Annotated in this window: 22 protein-coding genes and 3 pseudogenes; 17 read left to right on the top strand and 8 right to left on the bottom strand. The window is 37.5% G+C overall.

The window, feature by feature from the left end; all coding sequences use genetic code 11:
* Window positions 1-47: 47 nt before the first annotated feature.
* The gene (locus tag LKW28_RS12315; RefSeq protein WP_229140656.1) at window positions 48-668 is read right to left on the bottom strand and encodes a DUF3298 and DUF4163 domain-containing protein; all 621 of its coding nucleotides are present in this window, start codon (window positions 666-668) and stop codon (window positions 48-50) included.
* A gap of 72 nt (window positions 669-740) precedes the next feature.
* Between LKW28_RS12315 and LKW28_RS12310 the strand changes: the two genes are divergently transcribed.
* The 8 genes and pseudogenes from LKW28_RS12310 (at window position 741) to LKW28_RS23130 (ending at window position 11247) form a co-directional block, all read left to right on the top strand.
* Window positions 741-1025 (top strand): helix-turn-helix domain-containing protein, encoded by a 285-nt coding sequence (locus tag LKW28_RS12310; RefSeq protein WP_229140655.1) that lies wholly within the window; start codon window positions 741-743, stop codon window positions 1023-1025.
* Window positions 1026-1031: 6 nt separating this feature from the next.
* Window positions 1032-1112, top strand: a pseudogene (locus LKW28_RS23255) (hypothetical protein); the annotation flags it as partial.
* 237 nt (window positions 1113-1349) lie between these two features.
* Entirely contained in the window at window positions 1350-2852 is a 1503-nt protein-coding gene (locus LKW28_RS12305; protein ID WP_229140654.1) for a TIGR02677 family protein, read from the top strand.
* Window positions 2849-4009 (top strand): TIGR02678 family protein, encoded by a 1161-nt coding sequence (locus LKW28_RS12300; RefSeq protein WP_229140653.1) that lies wholly within the window; start codon window positions 2849-2851, stop codon window positions 4007-4009. Before LKW28_RS12305 ends, LKW28_RS12300 begins: the two co-directional genes overlap by 4 nt.
* The gene (locus LKW28_RS12295; protein ID WP_229140652.1) at window positions 4010-8122 is read left to right on the top strand and encodes a TIGR02680 family protein; all 4113 of its coding nucleotides are present in this window, start codon (window positions 4010-4012) and stop codon (window positions 8120-8122) included. It abuts the gene before it with no gap.
* Window positions 8115-9401, top strand: a complete 1287-nt coding sequence (locus LKW28_RS12290) for a TIGR02679 family protein (protein WP_229140651.1) — start codon at window positions 8115-8117, stop codon at window positions 9399-9401. The genes LKW28_RS12295 and LKW28_RS12290 overlap by 8 nt, the downstream gene beginning before the upstream one ends.
* A 192-nt stretch (window positions 9402-9593) precedes the next feature.
* The gene (locus LKW28_RS12285; protein ID WP_229140650.1) at window positions 9594-10403 is read left to right on the top strand and encodes a M15 family metallopeptidase; all 810 of its coding nucleotides are present in this window, start codon (window positions 9594-9596) and stop codon (window positions 10401-10403) included.
* A gap of 319 nt (window positions 10404-10722) precedes the next feature.
* Window positions 10723-11247 (top strand): CBO0543 family protein, encoded by a 525-nt coding sequence (locus tag LKW28_RS23130; RefSeq protein WP_324255033.1) that lies wholly within the window; start codon window positions 10723-10725, stop codon window positions 11245-11247.
* A 93-nt stretch (window positions 11248-11340) separates the two neighbouring features.
* On the opposite strand, the pseudogene LKW28_RS12280 reads toward LKW28_RS23130, so the two are convergent.
* A pseudogene (locus LKW28_RS12280) lies at window positions 11341-11491 on the bottom strand (sugar phosphate isomerase/epimerase); the annotation flags it as partial.
* Between the two features lie 133 nt (window positions 11492-11624).
* On the opposite strand from LKW28_RS12280, the pseudogene LKW28_RS12275 reads away from it, so the two are divergent.
* From LKW28_RS12275 to LKW28_RS12235, 8 genes and pseudogenes are all read left to right on the top strand, one after another.
* Window positions 11625-11711 (top strand): annotated as a pseudogene (locus LKW28_RS12275) (recombination protein RecR); the annotation flags it as partial.
* 378 nt (window positions 11712-12089) lie between these two features.
* Window positions 12090-13079 carry a LacI family DNA-binding transcriptional regulator gene (locus LKW28_RS12265; RefSeq protein ID WP_229140649.1) on the top strand — a complete coding sequence of 330 codons (990 nt, stop codon included), beginning with the start codon at window positions 12090-12092 and terminating at the stop codon, window positions 13077-13079.
* A gap of 42 nt (window positions 13080-13121) precedes the next feature.
* A complete protein-coding gene (locus LKW28_RS12260) occupies window positions 13122-14129 on the top strand; it encodes a Gfo/Idh/MocA family protein (protein ID WP_229140648.1) in 1008 nt (335 codons plus the stop codon).
* A 211-nt stretch (window positions 14130-14340) separates the two neighbouring features.
* The gene (locus tag LKW28_RS12255) at window positions 14341-15144 is read left to right on the top strand and encodes a sugar phosphate isomerase/epimerase family protein (protein ID WP_229140647.1); all 804 of its coding nucleotides are present in this window, start codon (window positions 14341-14343) and stop codon (window positions 15142-15144) included.
* Between the two features lie 11 nt (window positions 15145-15155).
* Window positions 15156-16154: a Gfo/Idh/MocA family protein gene (locus LKW28_RS12250; protein ID WP_229140646.1), complete on the top strand. Its 999-nt coding sequence runs from the start codon at window positions 15156-15158 to the stop codon at window positions 16152-16154.
* 146 nt (window positions 16155-16300) lie between these two features.
* The gene (locus LKW28_RS12245; protein ID WP_229140645.1) at window positions 16301-17284 is read left to right on the top strand and encodes an ABC transporter substrate-binding protein; all 984 of its coding nucleotides are present in this window, start codon (window positions 16301-16303) and stop codon (window positions 17282-17284) included.
* 106 nt (window positions 17285-17390) lie between these two features.
* The gene (locus tag LKW28_RS12240) at window positions 17391-18878 is read left to right on the top strand and encodes a sugar ABC transporter ATP-binding protein (RefSeq protein WP_229140644.1); all 1488 of its coding nucleotides are present in this window, start codon (window positions 17391-17393) and stop codon (window positions 18876-18878) included.
* A 17-nt stretch (window positions 18879-18895) separates the two neighbouring features.
* Window positions 18896-19954 (top strand): ABC transporter permease, encoded by a 1059-nt coding sequence (locus LKW28_RS12235; protein WP_229140643.1) that lies wholly within the window; start codon window positions 18896-18898, stop codon window positions 19952-19954.
* A gap of 324 nt (window positions 19955-20278) precedes the next feature.
* Here LKW28_RS12235 and LKW28_RS12230 read toward each other — a convergent pair whose 3' ends face one another.
* From LKW28_RS12230 to LKW28_RS12205, 6 genes are all read right to left on the bottom strand, one after another.
* Entirely contained in the window at window positions 20279-20455 is a 177-nt protein-coding gene (locus LKW28_RS12230) for a hypothetical protein (RefSeq protein WP_229140642.1), read from the bottom strand.
* A 109-nt stretch (window positions 20456-20564) separates the two neighbouring features.
* Window positions 20565-20732, bottom strand: coding sequence for a hypothetical protein (locus LKW28_RS12225; protein WP_229140641.1), 168 nt, complete (start codon window positions 20730-20732; stop codon window positions 20565-20567).
* Between the two features lie 49 nt (window positions 20733-20781).
* A complete protein-coding gene (locus LKW28_RS12220; RefSeq protein WP_229140640.1) occupies window positions 20782-21027 on the bottom strand; it encodes a DUF2164 domain-containing protein in 246 nt (81 codons plus the stop codon).
* A 155-nt stretch (window positions 21028-21182) separates the two neighbouring features.
* Window positions 21183-22166: a GMP reductase gene (gene guaC, locus LKW28_RS12215; protein WP_229140639.1), complete on the bottom strand. Its 984-nt coding sequence runs from the start codon at window positions 22164-22166 to the stop codon at window positions 21183-21185.
* Between the two features lie 164 nt (window positions 22167-22330).
* Window positions 22331-22870 (bottom strand): helix-turn-helix domain-containing protein, encoded by a 540-nt coding sequence (locus LKW28_RS12210; protein WP_229140638.1) that lies wholly within the window; start codon window positions 22868-22870, stop codon window positions 22331-22333.
* A 102-nt stretch (window positions 22871-22972) separates the two neighbouring features.
* Window positions 22973-24049 carry a metallophosphoesterase gene (locus tag LKW28_RS12205; RefSeq protein WP_229140637.1) on the bottom strand — a complete coding sequence of 359 codons (1077 nt, stop codon included), beginning with the start codon at window positions 24047-24049 and terminating at the stop codon, window positions 22973-22975.
* A gap of 372 nt (window positions 24050-24421) precedes the next feature.
* Here LKW28_RS12205 and LKW28_RS12200 point away from each other — a divergent pair, with 372 nt between their 5' ends.
* Entirely contained in the window at window positions 24422-26380 is a 1959-nt protein-coding gene (locus LKW28_RS12200; protein ID WP_229140636.1) for an LTA synthase family protein, read from the top strand.
* The last annotated feature ends 31 nt before the right edge of the window (window positions 26381-26411 follow it).

Below are 26411 nucleotides of genomic sequence, written 5' to 3'. Positions count from 1 at the left end.
CAAGATGGGCGTAAAAAGGGAAAGTGGGGCCAAAATCCGACCCCGCCTTAATTGTTTGTTGCCATTCTGCCAAGTGGTCCATCTTCATCAATAATATCTTGGATGTCATAGACGGAGATTGGAAACATTGGGAAGCCAAAGACATATGGAGTTAGGTCATAGAGTTGAAAATAAATGACAAGTGTTTTATCAGCAATATAAAATTCCTGGTTTGGGCTTATCGTTGTAAATTCAGAGATTAACTCAATCTTACGTTCCTTAATTTGTTCATGAATAAGATCTGACAATCGTTTTACGTAATCACTGCCTGGTTTAAAGAGATCTTTTAGGTCACAACGTCTTCCTTTTTTTAAATCAAACGTTAATGATCGGATAAATGTCATGCCGTGCGCAGCTCTGTCATGGTAGGTGTAGTTCGATTGGGTCAGACTTAGCACCTGTCTTTGATTGTTTTTGATTTCATAAGACCCCAGCATTTCTTTTACGGTAGAGGGCATGTCTCCCACTTGAAATGAAATCAATGACTGTACCTGTTGAATAATCGATTGATTAATAAAATGTTGAAGTTGTTGATTTTTCATTTGATTGGCCTGGGGGTAATAGACCCTTTTCTGTAGTCCGAATCGATATGCTTGTGTGTTTATGCTGACTGGAAATGAAATAGGCATTCGTCACACTCCTTTTTGTCTTATCATATTCCTTTTAACGAAAGTGTGTGAAAGGTTTAAGGACAATATATATTGAGCAAAATTTTGGATCGGAAAAACAAGGCCTCAAAAAATATGAATGAGCTGTCCCCTATCGAGCGGGTGCTTTTATATATTGACCATTCATCTGCTAAAGATGTCTCTTTAGCGGAGGCCGCAGAAAAGGCCCACTTAAGCACGAGCTATTCTTGCAAGTTGTTTAAGAAGGAAACAGGAACAAATTTTAGCGATTATATTGTGAATGTACGTTTACAAGAGGCTGCACGTTTACTTGAACATACCTCTCTGCGAGTATCGGAAATTGCCGCGAGACTGTGATACTCCGATCTGGCATACTTTAGCAATTGTTTTAAAAAACTAAATGGCATGACCCCAAGCCAATTTCGGAAAAACAAATCTAGTTGAAGACAAAGGGACAGGTGCTGTTCCTTTGTTATTTTTTAAAAAGAATGACTTTTGAACCCAGAAAACATCACACCAAGCGCAATATCAGGCAAATTCCCCCAATTTACGACTTCCTATTTCCCTTGTTATATATATTTCGATAAAATAGTACTAATAGATTATTGTAAAGACGTGGGACTAGTTGCTGTGGTCAAAGGAACCCTTGATCCAATCCTGTGTCCCGAAAGGATGATTGTTTTGGACGTTACGATGAAAAAAGTGATAGAGGCTAGTTATTTGACAGCGGATTCTGCTGCTCAATATCGGACTATATTACGATATTTTTATCATCAGCATGAGCGAATGCGAGACTTTATTGCACCGGAAGAAATTTTAGAATATATGCGCTCGATTCCTCATTTTTCTGATTATCAGGAAGATCAGTTGCATCAGCAACTGGCGCAACTTGTGAAGTGGAACAATTTGATTGCCAGACAAGATATGACAAATGCGAAGACGGTTGAAGAATACAAGAAGAAACGTTTTCGCTATCAGTCTACCCCATACACAATTGAGATTGAAAGAATGCTTGTTGTTCTTGAAAAAAAGGTAGGAGATACTTTCCAAGGTTCATTGGAACGATCCCAGTTTGATCGACTACTACAAGCAATTATCGGCTTAGAGCATGAACTCGATCCCCATTTAACAAAAGATGCTGAAGAATATATGAGGATGTGGGAGGATGTTTTTCGTTATTTCCAAACGATCCGTACAAGTACTGCTGATTATATCGCTTATATAAATAGTGAACAAACAGACCAAAGGATGCAAACCGAAGCCTTTCTTGTTTATAAAAATCAGTTTACAACCTATTTGAGGGATTTTATTGTTTCATTACAAAAAACCTCCCTTCAAATTGGTGAGAGATTACATGAGTTATCACCACAAAAATTAAGTCCATTTTTTGAAAAATTAATTGAACATCGTAAGTCTATTCCACGCTTGGAGGATGTTTCATCAGAAGTCGAGGAATGGCGTGTAGAGTACAAAGAATACTGGGATTCCTTACGGCAATGGTTTTTAGGTTCCAGTACCCATGAAAGTGAATTGGACATGTTACAATGGCAAACAAATGAAATGATACGTCGAATGACAAGATATGTTCAACGAATTGGTGAAAGACAACAACATTTTCGAAGTCGGAAAAATGATTACCTGCATTTGGCGAATTGGTTTGCAAATAGTACAACATTAGATGAGGCACATAAGCTATCTTCAGTTGTTTTTGGGGCAATGACGATCCAACATCTTCAACTTGAGGAAGGTACTACCGATAATTTGCATTCCGATACATGGGAAGAGGCGCCAATTCATTTATCCATAAAACCGAGAACAAATCGATATCGGGAAAAGACGAAGCCCGGTGCGATGACTTCTAACACATTAAAGAAAATGCAACAGCGGGAAGAGTATTTGGAAGAGCGCAGGAAAGAACGAGCGCTTATCGATCAATATATGCATGAGGGAGTCATCTTGTTATCAGAAATTTCACAGGTAGATCCCTTTGTTCGTAAGGTGTTGCTTAGTTGGATTGGTAAATCAATGGCAAATAAAAATCGTAAGGTAAAAACAGATTATGGAATGGTTGTAAAGGTAACAATGGATAATAGTAAAAGAATTTTACTAGAATCAGAGGATGGCACATTGAAAATGCCTGATGTACGTTTTGAATTTGAGGAGCAAGGAAGTGAATTGGGATGAGGGAGCAAACGCTTGAGTTTGATGAGAAAGCAAGCCATGGCATGGACCTCTTATTTAATTATTACTGGATTTTACGTGCCGATCATCCGGAATGGTATCAGCTTATTCGCGAACGTGAAAAGGTTATCCGTCGCTATATCAATGAGAAGTTCGGACTAAGACTCATTGTCCATCAGCATTTTATCAAGCTTGAGAAAATCCCCGTTGAACCTCAAGGCTGGATGGGGATAAGTCATTTTCAGGAGCCAATGGATTATGCCATTTTTTGTTGTGCACTGTCATTTCTTGAAGGGAAATCTGTGGATGAACAGTTTTTATTGTCGGATATAAGCCAAGAGATTCAGGCGGATTATCCTGGGGAATTTGCGCTTGATTGGACACTTTATATCCACAGAAAATCGCTTATTCGTGCGATTAAGGTATTACTCGATTTCCAATTAATCCGAACCATTGACGGAGATATTGGTCGATTCGATCACGATGAAGAACAGGAAGTATTATACGAAGCGACTGTTTACAGCCGCTATTTTATGCGTTCATACCCAGATGATTTTGTAAGTTATAAAAATTGGGAAGAGCTATTAAATGAGGACTGGAAACTCAATCAAGAAGATGAACGTAGAAAAAGAGTTTATCGGAAGCTATTCTTTTCACCATCTCTGCATCGTGTTGATCTTCAAGATCCTGACTTTTTATACATTCGTAATTACCGGAACCGATTAGCTGAGGATATTGAAAATCATAGTGATTACAAATTGCATGTCTATAAGAATACAGCCTTTTTATCGGTGGCCGAGCCGAAACAGTACCAGCAAGTATATCCAAATTCAAAGGCGTCAACAGATATTCTTTTACAACTATCTGACTATCTTCACCAACATCTTGATCAGTTTACTCCAAAGGAAAACGGGGAAATTGTGATGACTGAAGGAGAGCTTGATGCCGTTCTAGAAAATCTGCGTCAACAGTATGAAAATGGCTGGGCCAAATATTTCCGCGAAAAAACGACTAGCACTGTTCGATCTGAATTAATAGCCGCCATGAAGAACTGGATGATGGTTGAAATCGAAGAAGAAAGTTCCTTAATTAAAATGAAGCCAATCTTAGGGGTGTTGACAGGCTCGTACCCTGATGATTTTGAAGGAGGAGAAGTCTAAATGGCAACCAATAGATGGGTGATGAATCGGGCAGGTCTATTAAACTTTTGGTACTACGATGAAGAGATTTTTCATTTTGAAGATGGAAAGCTCCTTTTACGAGGTTCGAATGGTTCTGGGAAATCAGTAACGATGCAAAGTTTCCTACCTGTTTTATTAGATGGAAAAAAGACACCAGATCGTCTTGACCCATTCGGCTCTAAGGCTAGAAGAATGGAAGATTATTTACTAGGTGAAAAAGAAGTGGTTGATCGTGATGAACGGACTGGTTATTTGTTTATCGAATATAAAAAAAGAGATACCGAGCAGTATATTACAACCGGGATTGGGATGCAGGCGAAACGAAATAAAGGAATCAAATCTTGGTATTTTTTGATTACAGATAATCGTCGGGTAGGTCACGATTTTCACCTTTCGCAGAAATTTGCCGGGGATATGGTACCACTTTCAGCAAAAGAATTAGACAATCGTATTGGCAATGGTGGCTTTGTTGTTAATACGCAACGCGAATATATGGAGCTTGTGAACAAATACGTATTTGGCTTTAATTCGATAGATGCCTATGAGGACTTAATAAAATTATTAATTCAATTAAGAAGTCCAAAGCTCTCGAAGGATTTTAAACCAACTGTTATCTATGAAATCTTAGAATCAGCTTTACCACCACTTACGGATGATGAGTTAAGGCATTTGTCAGATACGATTGAAAATATGGATCAGGCAGCCCAGCAGCTGGAACAATTAGAAAGAGAATATGATTCTATTGCAAGGGTTGCATCTGTATATGATTCCTATAATAAATTTATTTTAGCAGAACGGGCAAACCAGTGGCAGCGTGCAGAAAAGAAGAGTACATCTGCTAAAAAGCAGGTTGAAGAACTTACGAAACAGCTCGAGGATTATGAAAAGGAAATTACAAAGCTTACCGAAGATAAAACGACATACCTCCAACAAAAATATATCGCTGAGCAGGAGAAAAACTCTTTACAAAAGCATGAGGTATGGTCCTTAGAGGAAAAGAAATCCGAAAAAGAAAAAGATTCTCTTTCGTTAACACAAGAAATAGGTAAGCTAGAAAATAAGTGGGCAGACCAAAATAACAAATTGAATCGGTTCTGGAAGGAAAAAGAAGAAAATGAAACAAGGCTTGTTCAGCAAAAAGGAAGGGCTTCGGAATTACTTGAAGAACTTGATGCAGAGTCCAAAGAATCCGCTTTTGCACAGCATGAGGTCAATGTGAACGACTTTGAACGAGCACAAACCGAATCTTTTGATTTTACTGTTTGGTTAAAGGAAGCAAAAGAACATCGCGCCCTTTTGGTCCAATTGGAAAAACTAGCAGTGGAACAAACAAGGCTGGGGGAGGAATATTCCCGTCTTGGGCGCCAATCCTCGGAAAAGAAGAGAATTGTGGATGAATGCCAAAAAGAAATAGATCACCTCGAGAAGTGGTTTGAGGAACAACAACAACAACTCGAGAGTGCTGTTTTCAAATGGATAGAAGAACGGCCAAAATTAGAATATCCATTAGAAATGCGCCAGGAAATTGCAAGATCCCTGCAAGGTCTCTATGACCGGAATCGTTTCGATCAGGTTCGTGATAAGTTGTATTCAGCGATCCATGATTATGAGGCAGAGGTTAAAAAGAACATTGCCATTACATCAGATAAAATGGACCGTAAGCAAACGGAAATAACGGAAGCAGCAGAAGAATTATCACGTATTAAAAATCAAAAAATGGTTGATCCGGAAAGGGCAGCGGGAACGAATGAATTCCGTGGAAAATTGGAGGAGGAGGGACAAGCTTTTCTACCATTTTATGCAGCTGTTGAATTTCGTGAACATGTTACGGAGGAGCAAAAAGAGCGAATCGAATCGGCCTTGAAAAGGGTAGGTATGTTAGATAGCTTAATTACAGATCACCCATTATCACCTAAACAGGATGCAGTGCTTGTGGCCGAACCACGTCTTTTGGGTTATACACTAGCTGATTATTTAATGCCAGATGTTGACGAAAACAGTCCAATTTCAAAAGAAAAAATTGATGAAGTTCTCAGAAGTATATCACTAGAAAAAGATGGAAGTGGATTTCACGTTGATATTGATGGTTCATACTCTTTAGGCTGTTTAGTTGGTCACGCACCATATGAAGAAAACTCAAAATTTATTGGACGTGCATCAAGGAAACGACATCAAAAGGAACAAATTCAACTTTGGATGGAATTGGTTATTACGCTGGAAACAGAGCTATCTGATTTACAAAACGAGTTAAACAGATTTGTGGTAGAACAACAGCTGATTGATAGATGGAAGAAAGAACTTCCTGATGACAAAGATTTAGCGGAATTGAATGAACAAATCGTAGAAAAGAAACAAGAATTCAAACGTGAACAGGATCTTCTTCGCCAAATTGATGAGGACTGGAAAAATGTATATGATCATCTTAATGATGTAAAGAAACAATTACGTGAACATGGCATTCATCTGAACATATCCTTGACAAAGGCGGATATTTCAACAGCTTTAGAAGCTGCGGAAAGTTATTCCGAACATCTTAACCAGTTTCAAAATGTATCCATCCAAATTTTCTTTACAAAGAAAGAGGTTTCAGATATTCTATCGCGAATCGAAGAAATAGAGGGTGATTTGGATGAGATTGCCGGGGAACAAAATATTCGAAAATCCCAGTTGAATCAAATCAAGGCTGAAATTATTTCAATTGAACAACAGCTTCAATTACAGGGTATTAATGAAGTTAGAAGACGTATCCAAGAGGTTCAGTTAGCATTAAAAGAGGCAGAAAACCAAATTCAACTTATTTCGGATGCTTTACCGCAAACGAAAGCAAACCAAAGTCTATGCTTTGAAAAGCTTCAAGAAGCTAAAAATGATCTTCTTTTTTGGCAGAACATGAATCGTGAGTGGGAAAAAATTGTGGAGAAGGAAAAACAGCAAGGCTTTGTGCCGGTTGATGGAAATGATGCTGCGACTCTTTTTGAACAATTAGAACCCGTATTTACAAAGTATGAACGGTCAAAGCTACTAGAGCAACTAACTAAGGTCTTCTTCAATGAACAAACGCATTTAACTGAATACAGAATGTTTGAATATACAGAAGAAGCAGATCTTCCAGAGTGGTTTCATAACGATTATGGTGACCAATATGAACCATTTAAAGCGGAGTGGATTTCGTTAAAAGGAAGACGCGTGATTCAGATGGAATATAGGGGACAGCGTGTCAATCCTTATTTTGTTTCATCTGCTTTAACGAAAGAACTAGAGGAGCAAAAAGGCTGGCTTGATGAACAGGACAGACAGTTGTATGAAGATATTATTGTAAATACTGTAGGCACAATCCTTCGCAACCGAATCCAAAGAGCACAGCAATGGGTGAAGAAAATGGATAAAATTATGGCGGATCGTGATAATTCCTCGGGATTAATTTTCTCGATAGCGTGGAAACCATTAACTGCGGAATCAGAGCAGGAGTTGGATACGAGCGAACTTGTTCAGCTTTTACAGAGAAACAGCAAATTTTTAAGTGAAGAGGATTTAAACAAAATCACCAAACATTTCCAATCACGGATTGCCAAAGCTAAAGAACTTATTCAATTAAAGAATGAAGGCTCAACACTTCATCAAGTTCTTAAAGAAGTCCTGGATTATCGCAAATGGTTTACATTTGTCCTATCTTTCAGTCGTGTTAACGAACAAAAGCGAGAGTTAACAAACAATGCCTTCTTTAAATTTAGCGGTGGGGAAAAAGCAATGGCGATGTACATTCCTCTATTCACTGCAGCATATTCACGCTATAAAGAAGCTGGTGATATGGCACCATATATTATTTCACTAGATGAAGCATTTGCAGGTGTGGATGAAAATAATATTCGCGACATGTTTGAAGTCGTAGAACAGCTCGGTTTCAATTATATTATGAACTCCCAGGCACTTTGGGGAGACTATGACACGATTTCAAGCCTGTCTATTGCAGAATTAGTACGCCCAAAAAATGCAGATTTTGTGACGGTTATTCGTTATCAATGGGATGGAAAGAAAAAATCCCTTGTTATCGATGAGGAGCAAGGGTTTGCGGAGCTTGTAACCAATGAATAATAGAGTAAATGTATTTAAAGGAGAACGGGGTTTTATTCAGCTTTTTCACTTATTTAAAGAAAAATATCGCTCCCTCGGCAGAATCGGAGGAACCGTTAGAATAAATGGATTTGATCGAAGTGAACTAGAATCAATTGCAGGTTTTTTAGGTAAACCCATAGGGGAAATTTTACAAAAGGGAACCATTTCCTTATTAGACTTTGAAAAAGAGTTAGCAAATACCGGGTTTGAAGATTTTACTTTACTATCTTTACTGGAAGAAGTCCTGCACGAAAAAATCTTAACAAAACAGGAAGAGTTAGAGATTGCCCGAGATCAAGAAGCTGCTTTTTTCAATTCGATAGATTCCCCCGATATGAGCTGGTGGATTGATTGGATTCGGTCTAAACAGCCAGACACAAGATGGATTTGGTCGTTATATAAAATGGACAGGGACAATCTTCGAGAAATGATTCAAACGATTTGTAAGGCGTTCTCAAAACTGCCAAAAGAAGGAGAGTTTGAAAGACTTCCCTTCTTTTCTCAACGGATCACTGGAAATCCACACTACTTTGACAATAATGAAGTAGGAGGCAAACTATTTATTCATTGTTTGTATGTTGATCAACTCCTTCATTGGAGCACGGATTTAGTTATGCCTAAAAGCATCGAGGAATTAAATGATTTATTGGCAGAATATCGATTAATGCGCGATGATTTGTGGAATTTTGTAACTTGTCAAAGTTTACTTGCATCCCGTAATGATGAAGTCCACCCTGTTTGGAAAGCAGCAGCTATGTCCCAAACAGTTATGAACATTCCAATGAAAGAGTTGACGAAAATAGACAGGGTTGTACCTGTCAAAGGGAATAGGGTTTGGGTAGTTGAAAACTCTAGTGTTGCTTCAACTTTAATGGATATAGTTCCTGATGCCCCCATTGTCTGCACACATGGTCAAGTAAGGATGGCAGGCTGGAGATTATTAGACCTATTAGTAGCAGAAAACTGCCTACTATATTATTCCGGTGATTTGGACCCAGAGGGAATATCAATTGCAAATCGGCTCAAAGAACGATATAAGGAAAATGTTCTTTTATGGAGAATGGATAAGAAATCCTATCTAGATTCACTTTCAAATGAAGATATTTCAACTAGACTGAGCAAACTTGACCGAATTTCTTCACCGGAATGGGAAGACGTGATTTCCGCCATGAAGGAAACAAAACTCGCAGGATATCAAGAAGCACTCGTGCGAGAAATGGTTAATGATATAAAGGAAATGTACACATTTAGGAATTAAAATAAATGACAGATGGGCGTGCTACCTGATTTAAAGGTGCATGCCCTTTTTGGTGGCTAATTTGTTCCTCACTCCTCTAGTACTTTTCTCATGCTAAAAACTTACAACTAATTCCCTGTGTCGATTTATGTAAAATATAGTAGAATGATAGATGGAAATAAAAACAGATCGAATGAGGGAAGAGGAATAGCATTGAAGAAGATTATTATCGGGTTGATTCTTATATTAGTGGCGTCCTCTCTATTTTTTACGAGGGAAGCTTTTTCTGATATTTTACAAGAAAGCTATACTTCGATTAAGGAAGTTGTCGTTGGAAAAATTGCTTTAAGTAAAGAAAACGATGAGGAAATCGTGTCGGCACCTGAAACTCAAACAGCAGGTGAACAGACGGAAGTGGCTCCAGAGGATGTGAAACCTGCCATTGATCCAAATGATCCGTTTCTATTATTAGTAAATAAAGAAGTAGGAGTGTTAGATGAAACATATGTACCACAAAATCTTGCGGTTCCCAATGTAGCATTTTCCACTTCCGTAGCTGAGCGTAAGCAGATGGTAAAAGAAGCTGCGGACGCATTGGAACAATTATTTGCTGCTGCAAGTAATGACGGAATTACATTACATGCACAATCTGGCTACCGCTCTTTTGGTACACAGGAATATCTTTATGATTCTTATGTTCGTGCAAATGGAGAAGAAGCAGCGAGTACTTTTAGTGCTAAACCGGGGCAGAGCGAACACCAAACCGGTCTTGCGATGGATGTAACAAGTGATAGTGTCGATAACCAGCTTGTACAAGAATATGGAGAAACGGTAGAAGGAAAATGGCTTGCTGAGCACGCAGAAGAGTATGGATTTATCATCCGCTTTCAACTTGGGAAAGAGGATATCACCGGCTATATGTACGAGCCGTGGCATCTTCGCTACGTTGGTGTCGAACATGCGAAATATATGACAGAACACGGACTTACATTAGAAGAGTATCTAGGAGTCACTGAAAAATAGATTTGAAGAGCTTCTCCTCTACGAGCATGGAATTAGTACAAACTCCTTGCTTGCCTGGCTACAAAATATAACAAACTCCTTTCATTTAAAAAAAGTGGGATGTCATATGAATCGCGACATTCTAAAGCTTGTGCAGGAATCACCACTGTCTGTTGTTAAATCAGAACGATATATGCTTAATGCTATTCACCTTATTTGGGCAAAGCCGGTGGAGTAATAAGGTCAGCATAAAAAAAGGCGAATCGAACTCAAGATTCGTCTTATTTTATTGTAAAAAAATGGGTATTATAAAAGTATTACATATTCGGGAGTGTATTTGATGCACCTAGTCTATAACGCGCTATTCCTTTTTGTCGCCATGAAATGGGGTGATTGGAGAAGGTGGCGAGAGTATTACCCAACCATTTTATTTTTTATTGTGGGGGATCTTTTAAAAAATTTATTGTTTCATGATTATTGGATTTGGACGTATCAGGAAACGATAATTGCAAAAGAGATCCTAAGCAACCATACATTTATTTCTTTATTAATTATGTTTGTGTGCTATCCGTGCACAACATTAATCTTTCTCGGTCATTTTCCCGAAAAAGTGTGGAAAAAGTTACTTTGGATTATGACATGGGTGTTTCTATTTTCAATCGTCGAATTCTTCAATTTGAAGTACCTCCATTTAATCGAACACCATCATGGCTGGTCGTTGGGATGGTCGATTCTTTTTAATTTTGTGATGTTTCCGATGCTAAGGCTCCATCAGAAACAACCCCTAATAGCATGGGGAATCTCGGTTATATGGATAATCTTTCTGTTAAATATGTTTCCGATTCCTATGAAGTATATAAAATAAAAAAATGGTGGTTACGCGAAGTCGGGTATCGGCACCAATTCGGGAATAAAAAAACAAGGGAGAAGCATTCATCCGCTACTCCCTATAACACACTTACGTCCACCACATCTCTCCAATAGAGTCCTTTACCCTTTACCATAACAGGTTTTATGGTTTGAATGGCTTTAGTGAATCCTTCTTCGACTGACATTAAACCGTCTTCATGCTCAATGCTTACGACGTAATCATAGCCAAAGAGACGAAGGGTAATTTAACCGTTTTCAAAAATACAGAATCTGCTTCCGAAGCAATGTGTTTTTGAGGGTGGAGAGGATTCCCGTGACAACTTAAGGCACTAATTGTTTCCTCAGCGCATGCCAGCGAAGTTGACAATTCGCCGAGGTTTATATCATGTACTCCATGGGGCCATTTCTCCAATGGATGGCATAGGTCCTAAGGATATCAAAATACCTCCTCTGTTTGAAATTTTTTCCATGAATTCTTTTTGTTTTTGTTCATTATCTAATAGTTCATCAACTTTACAGTGGGCATCGCCAGGATAACCACCTGTGCCTAATTCAATTGCTTCGATTCCTTTTGCGGCAACATGGTCCAGCATATCGTCAAGACTTTTTTCCGAAAATAAAACCGTGAAAACCCCTAACTTCATAAAGTTTCCCCCTAAAGATAATATATTGTAATCCGTTACATCCTATTATAACAAAAAAAGTAAAAAATCAGTATTCAAAATTATTGAATTATAGGTTCTTGGTTATACCTTGACATAAATATTCAGAATACTTACAATCGTAATTGTAATCGATTACAATTTTCTATCATAGTATTGAAAGCGGGGACCAACAATGGCGAATATTCAACAGGTAGCTCAAAAAGCTGGTGTATCCGTTGCAACGGTTTCAAGGGTCCTTAATAATGCAGCATCTGTTCGTCCAAAAACAAGACTGAAGGTTGAAAATGCGATTAAAGATCTAAATTATGAACCAAGTATGCTTGGAAGAAATCTACGAAACTCCGAAAGTCGACTATTATTAGTCTTACTGCCGAGTATTTCAAATCCCTTTTACACAGAAATCATTAATGGGATTCAAAATACTGCAATCGCCAATAACTACAATATACTTCTTTGTGAAACAGATTCAAATCCAGAGCGGGAAAACATATATTTTAATATGGTTAAGAACAAATTGGCTGATGGAGTCATTTCGATGGATCCAACCGTTAATATGCAAAAGCTGAATGAATTAGCAGAGAATTACTCTGTCATTCTTTGTAGTGAGTACGAAGAGGGAGGGGGTATCCCATATGTCACAATCGATAATGAATTGGCCGCTTATCAGGCCGTTAAGCATTTGATTAAATTAGGTCATCGTAACATCGCACTCATTAATTCAGATGAAAAGTATTTATATGCTAGACAGCGTCGAAATGGTTATGAGAAAGCTTTGAAAGAATTTGGTATCCCGATTCGTGAGCAATGGATCTACCGCTCAAAGGAACTTGAATTCCGGAATGGCGTTCAAGCAATGAGAATCATGTTTCAACTAGAGGAAAAGCCAACAGCGGTTTTTGCTGTTTCAGATACATTGGCAATTGGTGCGCTTAAAGGAATTAATGGATGTGGCTTACATGTTCCGAATGATGTTGCAATCGTTGGGTTTGACAATATTAGCTTTTCAAAAATGACAAATCCAACCTTAACAACGATTTCTCAGCCAATGTATAAAATGGGCTGCTATGCAGCAGATATGCTGATAAATAGAATTCAGGGAGAGAAAGTAGAAAGTGTTGTTTTAGACCATGAATTGATCATTCGTAAGTCAACGATGGGGTAATTTTCTTTTTAGTGAAAAAACAGATGAGGGAGGTTTTCATTCGTGGGTATTAAAGTAGGCATTATCGGCTGTGGTTCAATATCAAGATTCCGACACGCACCTGAGTATAAAGCAAATCCACATGTCGAGGAAATCGTCTTTTTTGACCGTAAACCTGAAAGGGCTGAAAGCCTGGCTAATGAATTTGGTGGGAGAGCTGTCAAAACACTTGAGGAACTCCTCAATGATCCATCCATTGTCGCAATTAGCGATTGTTCTTCTAACGAGGTCCACCATGTTTACACGACTAAAGCATTATTAAGCGGGAAGCATGTTTTATGCGAAAAGCCTTTAGCTATTAGTGTCAAACATGCTGAGGAGATCCTTGCAGCTGAACGGAAATCTGGAAAGAAATTAATGGTTGATCATAACCAGCGCTTTACCAAAGCCCATCGAAAAGCGAAAGAGATTTTAGATAACAAAGAGTTAGGTGAGGCTTTAACCTTTAAAACAACCTTTGGTCATCAAGGACCAGAAAACTGGGGTGTAAATAAATCAAACTCCACTTGGTTTATTAAAAAAAACCGTTCTCACTCAGGTGTTGCAGGTGATTTAGGAATTCATAAAATTGATTTAATCCATTACCTGCTAGATGATGAAATAGAAGACGTTCATTCATTTTATGGTGCATTGGATAAAGTGGATGAAAACGGATCGCCAATTGAGGTTTGCGATAATGTTGTCTGTGCATTAAAGACGAGAAAAGGGCGTTTAGGAACGGCCTCGTTTTCGTGGACATATTACGGTTCAGAAGATAATTCCACAATCATTTATTGTCAAAAGGGAATTATGAAAATCTATCATGATTCTGAAGTGCCGCTAGTGGTAGAAAAAAAAGATGGCACGATAAAAAAGTTTGAACTAGAATCAATTCAGACAAATGATAACCAAACAAATACTGGCGTGATTGATGCATTCATTCATTCAATTATTCATGACGTTACGCCTCCTGTTACAGGTGAACAGGCAATGGTATCACTTCGAGTAGTTGATAAAATAATCGGTTCATAAGTTTCATACACTAATGTGTGGAGAAATTAAGATAATTCCTCCTTTGGAAAAAATGATTATTAATACCTAAAAATAATTGACTGAATATTGTTTATCTTATACTATGAATGTAATGGATTACATTCATTATAAGTATGGCTTTGTATGAATAGTAATCGAAGGGTTGTACTAGGTATTTGTAATCAATTACATATTGGACAGGAGGGTGGACATGCTACGACAGCTTGCGATTAACTCCAATACATATCGTGGCTTTTCAATTGAGGATGCAGTAAAAGGAGCAAGTAAAGCAGGTTTCACACAAATCGAATTAGCGGCAGTTGCACATACTCCCCATGTATTACCTGATATGTCAAGAGAACAGATTAATGAGATTCTTTCATTGCTTCAAACGTATGGGATGAAATGCGTGGGAATTGGTGCCCACAGCAATGTCATGGATGCAGAAGGAATCGATCATTTATTAAAAAGTGTAGACCTTGCTGTAAAGTTTGACTGTAAGTATCTGATTACAGCCACAGGGGATGCACATCATGATGCAAATTTGATTGAGGATGAAGAACTCCTAGTTAGGAATTTAGAACCAGTTCTTTCGAAGTGTGAAAAATTCAACAAGGTGCTATTACTTGAAACACATGGAAATAACTATGCTACCGGGCAATCACTTAAGAGCCTAGCTAAAACTTTAAATAACCGTGTAAAAATCAATTACGATACGGCCAATGTCATGTTCTACGGAAACATTTTGCCATATGAAGATCTAGAATCATCCGCTGATTGCGTGGATTTCATTCATTTAAAGGATAAATTGGGTTCTTTTAATGAATGGAATTTTCCTGCAATCGGAGATGGGGATGTAGATTTTAAGAGGATATTTAAAACCTTAACAAATGCAAATTTTAAAGGTCCGATAAGTGTTGAAATTGAATTTACACCTTCAGGTCCAGCAAATCTTAAAGAAGTAGATGATTCTGTAAGAAAATCCTTCGAATATCTTTCAAGATTACTAGGATAAGAGGAGAAAAGATGAGAAATATTGGGCTTGTTGGTTTAGGGTTCATGGGAAAAACGCATTTAGAGGCCTACCGTCATCTTAAGAATTGCAGAGTAACAGTCATTTGTTCGAGGAATGAGGTAAAGGATAAAGATCTTATTCAAAATTATAACGGGTCTTTTGTTTCAGATTATGAAGAATTAGTTTGGAATAAGGAAATTGATATTATTGATATTTGTGTTCCTACTTTTTTGCATGAGGAATATATTATCAAGGCTGCTAGAGCAGGAAAACATGTTATTTGTGAAAAACCATTAAGCCTCACAATGGAATCTGCAAATCGAATTATGAATGAAGTAAATAAAAATGATGTCAAACTATTTGTCGGTCATGTCCTTCGATTTTGGCCCGCATATAAGGCGATTAAATCTTTGTCTCAAACAGACAAATTAAAAGATATTCAAATCATTCATGCAAAGAGATTAGGTCAAGTACCTAAATGGAGTGATTGGTTTTTATATCCTGAAAAAAGCGGTGGAGCCTTATTTGATCTTCATATCCATGATATTGATTTCGTCTACTATTTATTGGGTGCGGTGGAGTCGGTATATGCTGTTGGAACTAAGAATAAATATGGAGCTTGGGACCATATCATGACCACACTTACTTTTATGAATAAGAGTAAAGCCTTTGTTGAAGCATCTCAGCGAATGCCAACAGGGTATCCTTTTACAATGTCATTGCGGGCACAAGCAATTCAAGGAACTCTGGAATTTAGCTTGATTGCTGGTGAAAATATTGAAGATATTGAAGATGATGCCAATCAATTCATTTATTATCATAGCGAAGAAAGTTCAGTCCTTCCTGTTGAAAGAGGGGATGCCTTTCAAAATGAACTTTCCTATTTTGTGAACTGCATTGACAAGGACGAAGAGAATATTACGGTGCCTTTGCAAGATGTACTATACACATTGAAGCTGCTGCAAGCTATTGAAGAGTCCTTAGAAACAGGAAAACAAGTCTCAGTTTAGCGTAATCCTACATACAACAAGGGTCCTCAAGAAAACACAACATGATATTAACTCCTGGATGAAAGCGCTTATATACTAGTAGGAAATATATTAGGTTTCAATTCTATTTTGAAATAGATTACTAGTTAAAAAAGGGGGTTATTTTTATGAAGAAAGCTTTACGTTTATTATCGTTGCTAGTTTTATTGTTAATTCCAATGTTGAGTGCATGTGGTAATTCAGAGCAAACTGGTGACACAAAAACTGGGGATTCTGGAGATAGTTCAGGCAAAAAGTACAAGGTTGGTATTTTAGCACCAGCTGTAACACACGGATGGGTTGCGGCAGTTGCTTATCATGCGGAAGCTCGTGCAAAGGAACTTTCCAGTGAAATCGAATATCAAATTCAAACAAGTAGTAATGCAGCAGAGATGACTTCGCAATTAGATGATTTAATGACTTGGGGTGCGGAAGCTATTGTTGCGTTCCCACAATGGGAAGGTATGGAAGTACCTATTCAACGTGCACTGGATGAAGGCATCAAGATCATAAACTTTGACATTGTCATCGATGCTGAAGGTGTTTATCGTGTAGCGGGAGACAATAAGGATATGGGCATTCAAGGTGCGAATTATGTTGTTGAAAAAATCGGTAAAGAAGGTAATGTCGTTATTCTAGAGGTTCCAACCTCAGGCTCAGTTTCCGAATTACGCAAGAATGGATTTGTTGAAACAATTGAAGAAATCGCTCCAGATATTAAGCTTCACACGTATGCGACTCAGTTTACAAGAGAAGATGGGTTGAAGGATTTTGCGGATATTTTAACAAGCCTTGATAAAATTGATGCTGTCTATTCCTTAGATGATGAAACATCAATCGGTGTTTTACAAGCGATCAAGGAAGCGGGAAGGACAGATATTAAAGTCGTAACTGGTGGCGGTGGAATGCAGGAATATTTCAACATGATGCCAGAGAATGAAGACATCTGGATTCAGTCTGCACTTTACAGTCCAGCTATGGTTAAAGATGCAGTTGATGTGGCACTTAAGGTTTTAAAGGGTGAAGATGTTGAAATGGAAACTATTATTCCGACAACAATCGTTGACAGAGACAATTACAAAGAATTCCTAGATGAGGGTTCACCTTATTAAGTACTAGTGTTCATAAATCATGGGGGCTATGGCTAAAATGCATAGCCTTTCTCTATACCTTCTTTGTGAGAGTTGTAAGTGATATTAAAGGTTTGGAAGTGATTACATGATAATTGAGATGTCACATATTCGAAAATCCTTTGGAAGCAATGATGTACTTAAGGACGTTTCATTTACCTTAAAGGGCGGTGAAATTTGTGCATTGCTTGGAGAAAATGGCGCTGGGAAATCGACACTCATGAACATATTGGGTGGGGTATTGCAAATGGATTCTGGCTCAATCAATATTGATGGGAACGAAGTGGAATTTGCAGCACCAGCACAATCTCAGGATGCAGGAATTGCCTTCATTCATCAGGAACTGAACTTAATCAATGATTTACCAATTTATGGAAATATGTTCCTCGGGCGTGAGCTAAAAACGAAAAGGGGGAGCCTGGATTTAGAAAAAATGTATCAGGAAACAAAAGAAATATTTAAAAAGATGAACGTTGATCTTGATCCGAATAAATTGGTCCATGATCTTGATGCTTCTTATAAACAAATCATTGAAATATGTCGGGCTATCAATGCAAATGCATCCTTCATTATTATGGACGAACCGACCACTTCTTTAACTGACCAGGAAATTGAAAGGGTATTTGCAATGATGAGAACATTAAAGGAGCATAATGTCGGTATCATTTTTATCTCTCATAAACTAAATGAAGTTATGGAAATTTGCAATCGTTATCTTGTGCTACGCGATGGAAACTTGGTGTCTGAAGGAAATGTGAGTGATGTGACAACAAATGATCTTGCGCGTTATATGGTGGGATATGATGTGAGAACCGAGTCTTTAGTTAGGGAAAAGAGGCATGGAAACGAGATTCTGCGTGTAGAAGGGTTAACTTCAGGTAATATGTTTAAGGATATTAGATTTTCAATAAGAGCTGGTGAAATAGTAGGTTTTACAGGACTGCTAGGAGACGGCAGAAGTGAACTTTTCCAATCTATTTTTGGAGCCAATCAAATTTCATCTGGAAAAATAGTCCTAAATGGAAAAGAAGTTAAAATAACGAGTACTACTAAAGCGATTAAGGAAGGAATTGCGTACCTTCCTAGAAATCGTAAAGAAAATGCAATTATTAAGGATATGAACATTTTAGAAAATGCCTCCATTGTTACATGGCCAACATTTTCAAAACATGGCACGATCAATACGAAAAAACATCAGGAGATCTTTGAAAAGCAGAGGAAAGCATTACGATTAAAAATGGGAGAGCTTAAAGATGGTATCACAAGTCTCTCAGGAGGTAACCAACAAAAGGTTGTCCTAGCGAAATGGTTGGCAGCTAACCCAAAACTTCTGATTTTGGACAATCCTACCCAGGGTGTTGACGTAGGTGCAAAAGAAGATATATATGATATTATCTTGAAACTGGCTGAAGAAAATATTGCTGTTGTCGTTCTTTCCAGTGAAGCGCAGGAAATTATTCGCGTCTGTGACCGGGCAATCGTCATGTACCATGGAAAAATTCAAGGAGAAGTCGCTGGAGAAGACATGAATGAGCATTCCATCATGAGTCTTGCAACTGGTGGGGATTTAACCTAAGGGAGGTGTAAGCAAGTATGAAGCCAAGTATAGATCAGCCAACGATAAAAAATAAGAAAAATTTCTTTGAATGGTTTACATATAAATGGTCAAACGATCCCTTGTTCAGTATTGCAATTGCATTAATTATTATGATTATTTTACAAACATTGGTTCTAGGTTTTGACTACAATTCGTTTGGGGAATGGTTTCAATCATGGACTAACAACTGGATAAATATTTTACGGAACAATGCTGGTACAGCTATTGTTGCTCTTGGGATGACCTTCGTAATTATGACAGGTGGAATTGATTTAGCAGTAGGTTCTACCTTAGTTGTCACGGGTGCGTTCTCGATGATGCTGCTAGATACGGGTACAAAAGGGTTCTTGGGGATAATAGGAATAACTGGTGTGCCGGCATTTATCATCACGATTCTTTTCGTATTATTAGCAGGATATCTTCTGGGTTCACTGATTGGAGTTAGCATTACCAAGGGGAATGTTCCCCCATTTATTGCTACATTAGGAGCCATGATGATTTTTAGAAGTGTTACTCAGCATTTTATGCAAGGGTATAATCCTACTATACCAGTAGAATTTTTACAGATTGCAAGCTTTAAAATTGGAAATTACATGATTATGCCAATTATTTATTGGGCGGTCATTGCCTATATACTTTACTATGTATCGAAAAGAACCACATTTGGCAGGCATATCATTGCGGTTGGATCAAATGAACGAGCTGCAAAGCTTTCAGGTATTAATGTGGAAAAAGTTAAGCTGCGCGTATATGCGTTGATGGGACTGCTCGTTTCCATTGCAGCCATTATTCAGGTTTCACGAATTGGATCAATGGACTTTTCGAATGCAGGAAGAGGAATGGAAATGGATGCAATTGCTGCAGCAGTTGTTGGAGGAACAAATATGATGGGGGGAAGAGGTTTCATCCTTGGAACTGTCTACGGTATGCTCATAATTGCCGTTATGAATAATTTACTTAATCTCTTCGGGGTACCTCCGTTTTTAAGAGAAGCATTTAAAGGCGTGATCGTCATCGCAGCCGTTTTATTGCAGAAAAAAGAGAAAGCCTCATGAAATATTAGAAAAAAGTCAGACTGTAGGCAAACTTGTAAAACTTCAAGTTTAGATGCAGTTAGGCAGAGAATATGAATAAAGTAAATGGATGAAAAAAGGAGAGAATGTTTTGTAACTCAAATTTAATGAGTTGAAATTAAGTAAACCGGCATGCGGGCTTAGAATGGGGAGGGTATGTTAAGCTAGATCAGTTCTCCAAGTTTACTGAAAAAGAAGTGTTAGCTTTACATGGAGTGGGACCAACTGCGATTAACGAGATTAGGAAAGCTCTTGCGGAAAAGGGACTAACTTTTAAAATTGAGACCAAATAGAAAAACGCGGGGGTCATTCCCCGCGATTTTCATGACCATTGCGCTTTTTATTTTGATTATAAATATACCGGATCATCTTCATGGTTCTACTAGCTTGAATCATAATCACAATTGTATAGATGGTCGTTAAAATAACTCCTAAGATTGCAATCCAAAACAGTGTTGTGATTTTCGTAGCTCTACTAAACATATCAATCCCCCTAATCTTTAGTCTATTTGTAGCTTTTACGGCTGAGTTGTAATTATCCATTTTTCTTGGATTTTCAACTTTAAGGAGGATTCTTATCTTTTAAATAGAACTATTTAGGTAGATTTTTTTTCGAGCGAATAAAAGCTTCAGCCGAGTCATCGAGCAATCTTTCACGATTCATGTCTTCGTTAACATCTGAATCAACTTCCATCTCAGACTTAAAAACGCCATCATATGTATCATCTGGCTCAAAAGGATTGGATTTGTCTTTTGTCATTTGCATTCACTCCTTAGTGGTAGTGTAAGCAACTTAACCCAAACATACTCTACTTTCTAATAGGTCTTTCAAGCGTTAAAATTTCGTCATCAAGAGAGGCAAATTGTTGATCAACTACTGCTTTAACATCATGGACGGCAGCATTGTAGATATGTGGAGCTAGTTTTTCTTTCACAAAATGTAAGACTTGTTCTGCCGCAAACTCACTGATTTCCTCCTCTCTTTCAAGTGTGAAAAATTCCTGTATTTCGGAAATCATCATTTGCTGTTGTTCTTTCGTAAGCTTAATAAACATTAAAAACACTCCTTGTAAACTTATTACTTTAAAGATACATATGAAATGTTATAAATGAAAGGCTTTATTTTTAGATATATTTATGGCAAGTGCTTAGAGAAAATGGGAAATGCAAATATAAAAGGATGAGCCCGTTTAAGCTCATCCTTTTCCTATTAATAGATGCGATCTCCGTTGAAGATTGAGTTTTTAACAACTACATAATCAACGTGGCGGATGGAATCTAATTTGTTTCCACCTGAATAAGAGATAGCAGATTGTAGGTCTTGTTCCATTTCTTTTAATGTATCTTTTAATGAGCCTTTGTGCTCAACATAGATTTTCTTGCCTTCTACGTTCTTCTTTTCACCTTTTTGGAACTCTGAAGCTGAGCCGAAATATTCTTTCACAAGTTTACCTTCCACTTCTTTTGTTTCACCAGGTGATTCTTCATGTCCAGCGAAGAGGGAACCGATCATCACCATTTTCGCGCCGAAGCGTACGGATTTCGCGATATCACCGTGAGTGCGGATACCACCATCTGCAATGACAGGCTTAGTTGCAGCCTTTGCACACCAGCGAAGTGCAGCCAGCTGCCAGCCGCCAGTTCCGAAACCAGTTTTGATTTTGGTGATACAAACCTTACCAGGTCCAATCCCAACCTTCGTTGCGTCTGCTCCTGCATTTTCCAATTCTCTTACTGCTTCTGGTGTACCAACGTTACCAGCAATGACAAAACTTTTTGGCAGATGCGCCTTAATATGCTTAATCATTTCAATAACTGAGTTTGAATGACCATGCGCGATATCAATTGTGATGTATTCTGGTACAAGGTTCTCTTCAGCAAGCTGTTCGACGAATGTGTATTCCTCAGGCTTCACACCAACACTTATTGAAGCAATTAAACCACGAGAATGCATATCTTTAATAAAGTCTACACGTTTTTCTGGATTGAAACGGTGCATGATATAGAAATAGCCATTTTCAGCTAAAAACAAAGCGATTTTTTCATCTATTATAGTCTGCATGTTTGCTGGAACAACCGGAAGTTTAAATGTGTGGCCACCAAATTCCACTGTTGTGTCACACTCTGAACGACTGTTTACAATACATTTTGCAGGTATTAACTGAATATCTTCGTAATCAAATACATTATCCATTTAAAAACACTCCTAAAACCGAATATTATTTTCGTTGTTATTTAATAATGTTCGTACATTAGATAATGTACATGATTTTTAAACCGATGTCAAAGCTTTTTTAGTATTTGTATCCGAACAAGATTTAAACAATAAAAAAGCCTGCGATATTCGCAGGCCAGAATCTATAAAATTTCGTCCGATTCTGAATCAGAATACACGGAGATTAATATGACGGCTTTTGTATCTCCTATATTTTTTACAAAATGGGGGACACTGGCATTCCAACTAAAGGAGTCACCTTCTTCGACGATGATGGAATCATCGCCTTGTTCAGCAAGGATTTTACCCTGTAAGACCAAATGGCATTCTTCGCCTTCATGGGCGTTCGGTTCACCCATTGATGTACCAGGTGGACATTCGACTATCATCATTCGCAACCCCCCTTTTGAAGTGAGATGCTCCACTTGCAAATGATTAAAAGTCGTTATTTTACGTGCATCCTTACGAACCACTCGCATATGTTCTTTCTTTTCTAGTAAGAGGTAGGGAAGCGGTACCTCTAGAAAATCTGAAATTGCTTTTAAAGTGTTAATGGAAGGGGATGTATTGTTGTTTTCAACATTGCTGATAAAGCCCTTTGATAGGCCAGTACCTTCACACATTTGGGCAATGGTTATTTTTTTTCGATTTCGTATCGAACGAATTTTTGCACCAATATCCATAATTTGTACCTCACATTTTATCTGGTTGGTTTAATAGTAGCAAATAATAGGTTGACACTCTACTAAGCATTACTTCTGTAATACACGGAGGTAATGCTTTTTTTATTGAAAGCTTACATTTATAGTGACAACCTCAGACCTTGAGCCGAGTCTTAGCGGAGGTCCCCAAGTTCCAAAACCAGAAGATACGATTGAATGTAAATTTCCTTTTTTCAATAGGCCATAATCATTTTCATACAGCATACCGGTAATCAGGTTCCCGGGAAAAATCTGTCCGCGATGGGTATGCCCTGACAGAATTAAGTCGATTCCGTTACCTAAGGCTGCGTCTAATTGATTCGGTTGATGGTCTAGCATAATCATCGGTTTTGCGGAATCAAGTGAAGAAACAAGACTCTCTATATCGTCACGATTTTTATCTGTATCATCATTTCTTCCTATTATAAAGAAGTCATTTTCAATCATGGTCACTTCATCTGTTAAAACCTCAATACCTAGTTTCTCTATTTCTTCGACAATTTTTTCATTATCACTTCCATAGTAATCATGATTTCCGAGGGTGGCGTAGACCCCAAGCGGTGCATCAATTTTTTTCAGAGTTTCACCCATGTTCCCTTTTAAAAAGGGATCAATGTGATCATCAATGAGATCGCCGGGAAGTAACACAATGTCAGGTCGAGTTTCTTCTATTAAATGGACAAATTTTTCAAGGTGTTTTTTGCCTACAATGTTCCCTAGATGGAAATCAGATGCCATTACTATTTTTAGATCATTTCGTTCGACATTTTTGTCGATTGATATATCATAGGTTTTCAATACTGGACTCCATGCATAGAAAGTCCCGAAACTGAAGATTAAGATGTACAAACTGATTACCCCAAATCCAATCATTCGAATGCCTTTCCTTTTTAATAGAAAGAATAATAGGGTTGCAATCGGTAAAAGAATGAGTCCAAATCCTGATAAAATCAACCAAAAATAACCAATAGTCTGAAGGATTGCAGATGAAGCAGCAAAACCAACAATAATGGTTAACGAGAAAATGAGAACGACTGTTATGTATGTCTTTTTTTGTCGAAAATTAAATGAATGTTTAAGCCAAACCCATCCCATATACCCAAAAAAGAAACTCATCCCACAATAAAGCAAAAGAAATAGGAGAATCGCAAGAATAAACATAGTTCCTTAAGCCCTTTCCAATTAAGTTTGTTCCTATTATAGTAGTATAATTGAAACTCATTGTTTCGTCTTGGCTTTTGTTTATTTTAGAAAATAAAGTTGTCATAAATTAGAAAAAAATATCGTATTTATAAATATTTGTGAAACATTGTACAGGCAATGATGTAAAGGATTTCAAAAGTTGAAAGAAAATTTCGGGGTTTTCCAGATCTCTTGACTTTTCAAATAATCGTAGTAAAGTAAGTGAATGTATCGCAAATGTAAATTTTATTAAGCATGTTAATAATTTGTTCATATTTGATTGGTAAAATAGTTTTTAGGATTTTGGTTCTTAAAACTAATTCTTGTTTAGATTGAAGGTAGGTGCAATCAATGAAAAAGAACATTCTAAAACGTAGTCAAAATATCTTCACTGGCTTTTTTGGCTTTTATTTATTAGCGGTGGTATTCCTATGGTTAAAAACATATATTTCGCAATCAACTGAGTTTAACTTAAATATTGATAATACATTACAGACCTTTCTATTATTATTGAATCCACTTGGATCGGCATTATTCTTTTTAGGTTTTGCATTTTTAGGTAAAGAGAAAAAGAGATACAGAAGACTTCTTATTATCTATTTTCTAATGTCTTTCCTTTTATACGCAAATATTTTATATTACCGATTCTTTAGTGACTTTATTACATTACCAACTTTGTTCCAAACTCAAAACTTTGGTGATGTGAGCGGAAGTGTTACTTCACTTTTAAAACCATATGATTTCTTGTTCTTTGTTGACTTTATTGTTTTACTGGGACTAGTATTATTCAAAGTCGTGAAGGTTGAAACGGCAACAAGCGTGAGAGGTATAAAAGTAGCTGCATTATTTGCTTTTGCGATCTTAATTTCAGCTGTTAACCTTACTCTTGCAGAGGCCGATCGTCCACAGCTTTTAACACGTGGATTTGACCGCCACTATATTGTGAAATATTTAGGTATGTACAACTATACGATTTATGATGCTGTGCAAAGTACAAAGGCTTCAACACAAAGAGCATTAGCGGACAGTAATGACAGTATTGAAGTGATTAACTATACAAAAGCAAACTATGCTGAACCAAATCCTGCGTATTTTGGGGCAGGTAAGGGCATGAACGTGATTTATCTTCATCTTGAGTCTATGCAAAATTTCTTAATCAATTACAAGCTGCATGGGGAAGAGGTAACACCATTCCTTAACTCATTAACAAAGGATGAAAATACACTTTATTTTGATAATTTCTTTCATCAGACTGCACAAGGTAAAACAGCTGATGCGGAGTTTATACTTGAAAACTCATTATATGGCCTTCCACAGGGATCTGCTTTTACAACGAAAGGTATGAACACATATCAATCAGCACCAGCAATCCTTGGACAAGAGGGATATACGTCTGCTGTATTCCATGGTAACTCAGGAAGCTTCTGGAACCGAAATGAAATCTATAAATCATTTGGATTTGAACATTTCTTTGATTCAAGTTATTATCAAATGAATCCAGAAGATTTAGCTGAATATGGATTAATGGATAAACCATTTTATGAGCAATCGGCAGATTTACTAGAAACATTACCACAGCCATTTTATACAAAATTTATTACAGTAACGCATCACTATCCATATCGTATTGATGATGAGGATGCAACGATTGCGCCTCATACAACAGGTGACGTTTCCGTTGATCGATATTTCCAAACTGCACGTTATGCAGATGAGGCGTTAGAGCAATTTTTCAATGATTTAAAAGAAAAAGGTTTATACGATAATTCGATTATCGTTATGTATGGTGACCATTATGGTATTTCTGAAAACCATAATAAAGCCATGAAGCAAGTTTTAGAAAGAGAAGAAATTACATCATTTGATAATGCTTCCCTTCAACGGGTACCATTGTTTATCCGTGTTCCGGGTATGGAGGGTGGAGTTCAACACCAATATGGTGGTCAAATCGACCTTCTTCCAACTCTTTTACACTTACTTGGAATTGATACAAAAGATTACGTTCAATTCGGAACGGATTTATTGTCTGAACAACATGATCAAGTCGTTCCTTTCCGTAATGGTGATTTCGTAAGTCCGACCATTTCTGCGATTGATGGTAAGTTTTATGACTCAGCAACTGGTACTGAAATTATAGAAGACGAGCTAGATACTGCGAAAAAGCTCCAAGAAATTGTTGAAGAAAAATTAGCAACATCTGATAAGGTTGTAAATGGGGACTTGTTGCGATTCTATACACCTGAAGGCTTTAAGCCGGTTGTTCGTTCAGATTACAATTATTTGATTGACGGTGAAGAATCAGCTGAATAATAGAAAGGAAGCTACCTAAGCATGGTTCTTA

This window comes from Bacillus sp. REN16, from assembly GCF_020731355.1.
In the GTDB taxonomy this organism is placed as follows: Bacteria; Bacillota; Bacilli; order Bacillales; family Bacillaceae_L; genus Ferdinandcohnia.
This window is presented reverse-complemented; position numbering and strand designations above follow the sequence as displayed.

Bases quoted from the DNA above. Each gene is read 5' to 3' on its own strand.
- LKW28_RS12315 (WP_229140656.1), bottom strand. From the start codon at position 668: ATGCCTATTTCATTTCCAGTCAGCATAAACACACAAGCATATCGATTC.
- LKW28_RS12300 (WP_229140653.1), top strand. From the start codon at position 2,849: ATGAGGGAGCAAACGCTTGAGTTTGATGAGAAAGCAAGCCATGGCATG.
- LKW28_RS12295 (WP_229140652.1), top strand. From the start codon at position 4,010: ATGGCAACCAATAGATGGGTGATGAATCGGGCAGGTCTATTAAACTTT.
- LKW28_RS12290 (WP_229140651.1), top strand. From the start codon at position 8,115: ATGAATAATAGAGTAAATGTATTTAAAGGAGAACGGGGTTTTATTCAG.
- LKW28_RS23130 (WP_324255033.1), top strand. From the start codon at position 10,723: ATGCACCTAGTCTATAACGCGCTATTCCTTTTTGTCGCCATGAAATGG.
- LKW28_RS12265 (WP_229140649.1), top strand. From the start codon at position 12,090: ATGGCGAATATTCAACAGGTAGCTCAAAAAGCTGGTGTATCCGTTGCA.
- LKW28_RS12255 (WP_229140647.1), top strand. From the start codon at position 14,341: ATGCTACGACAGCTTGCGATTAACTCCAATACATATCGTGGCTTTTCA.
- LKW28_RS12250 (WP_229140646.1), top strand. From the start codon at position 15,156: ATGAGAAATATTGGGCTTGTTGGTTTAGGGTTCATGGGAAAAACGCAT.
- LKW28_RS12245 (WP_229140645.1), top strand. From the start codon at position 16,301: ATGAAGAAAGCTTTACGTTTATTATCGTTGCTAGTTTTATTGTTAATT.
- LKW28_RS12240 (WP_229140644.1), top strand. From the start codon at position 17,391: ATGATAATTGAGATGTCACATATTCGAAAATCCTTTGGAAGCAATGAT.
- LKW28_RS12235 (WP_229140643.1), top strand. From the start codon at position 18,896: ATGAAGCCAAGTATAGATCAGCCAACGATAAAAAATAAGAAAAATTTC.
- LKW28_RS12230 (WP_229140642.1), bottom strand. From the start codon at position 20,455: ATGTTTAGTAGAGCTACGAAAATCACAACACTGTTTTGGATTGCAATC.
- LKW28_RS12225 (WP_229140641.1), bottom strand. From the start codon at position 20,732: ATGACAAAAGACAAATCCAATCCTTTTGAGCCAGATGATACATATGAT.
- LKW28_RS12220 (WP_229140640.1), bottom strand. From the start codon at position 21,027: ATGTTTATTAAGCTTACGAAAGAACAACAGCAAATGATGATTTCCGAA.
- guaC (WP_229140639.1), bottom strand. From the start codon at position 22,166: ATGGATAATGTATTTGATTACGAAGATATTCAGTTAATACCTGCAAAA.
- LKW28_RS12210 (WP_229140638.1), bottom strand. From the start codon at position 22,870: ATGGATATTGGTGCAAAAATTCGTTCGATACGAAATCGAAAAAAAATA.
- LKW28_RS12205 (WP_229140637.1), bottom strand. From the start codon at position 24,049: ATGTTTATTCTTGCGATTCTCCTATTTCTTTTGCTTTATTGTGGGATG.
- LKW28_RS12200 (WP_229140636.1), top strand. From the start codon at position 24,422: ATGAAAAAGAACATTCTAAAACGTAGTCAAAATATCTTCACTGGCTTT.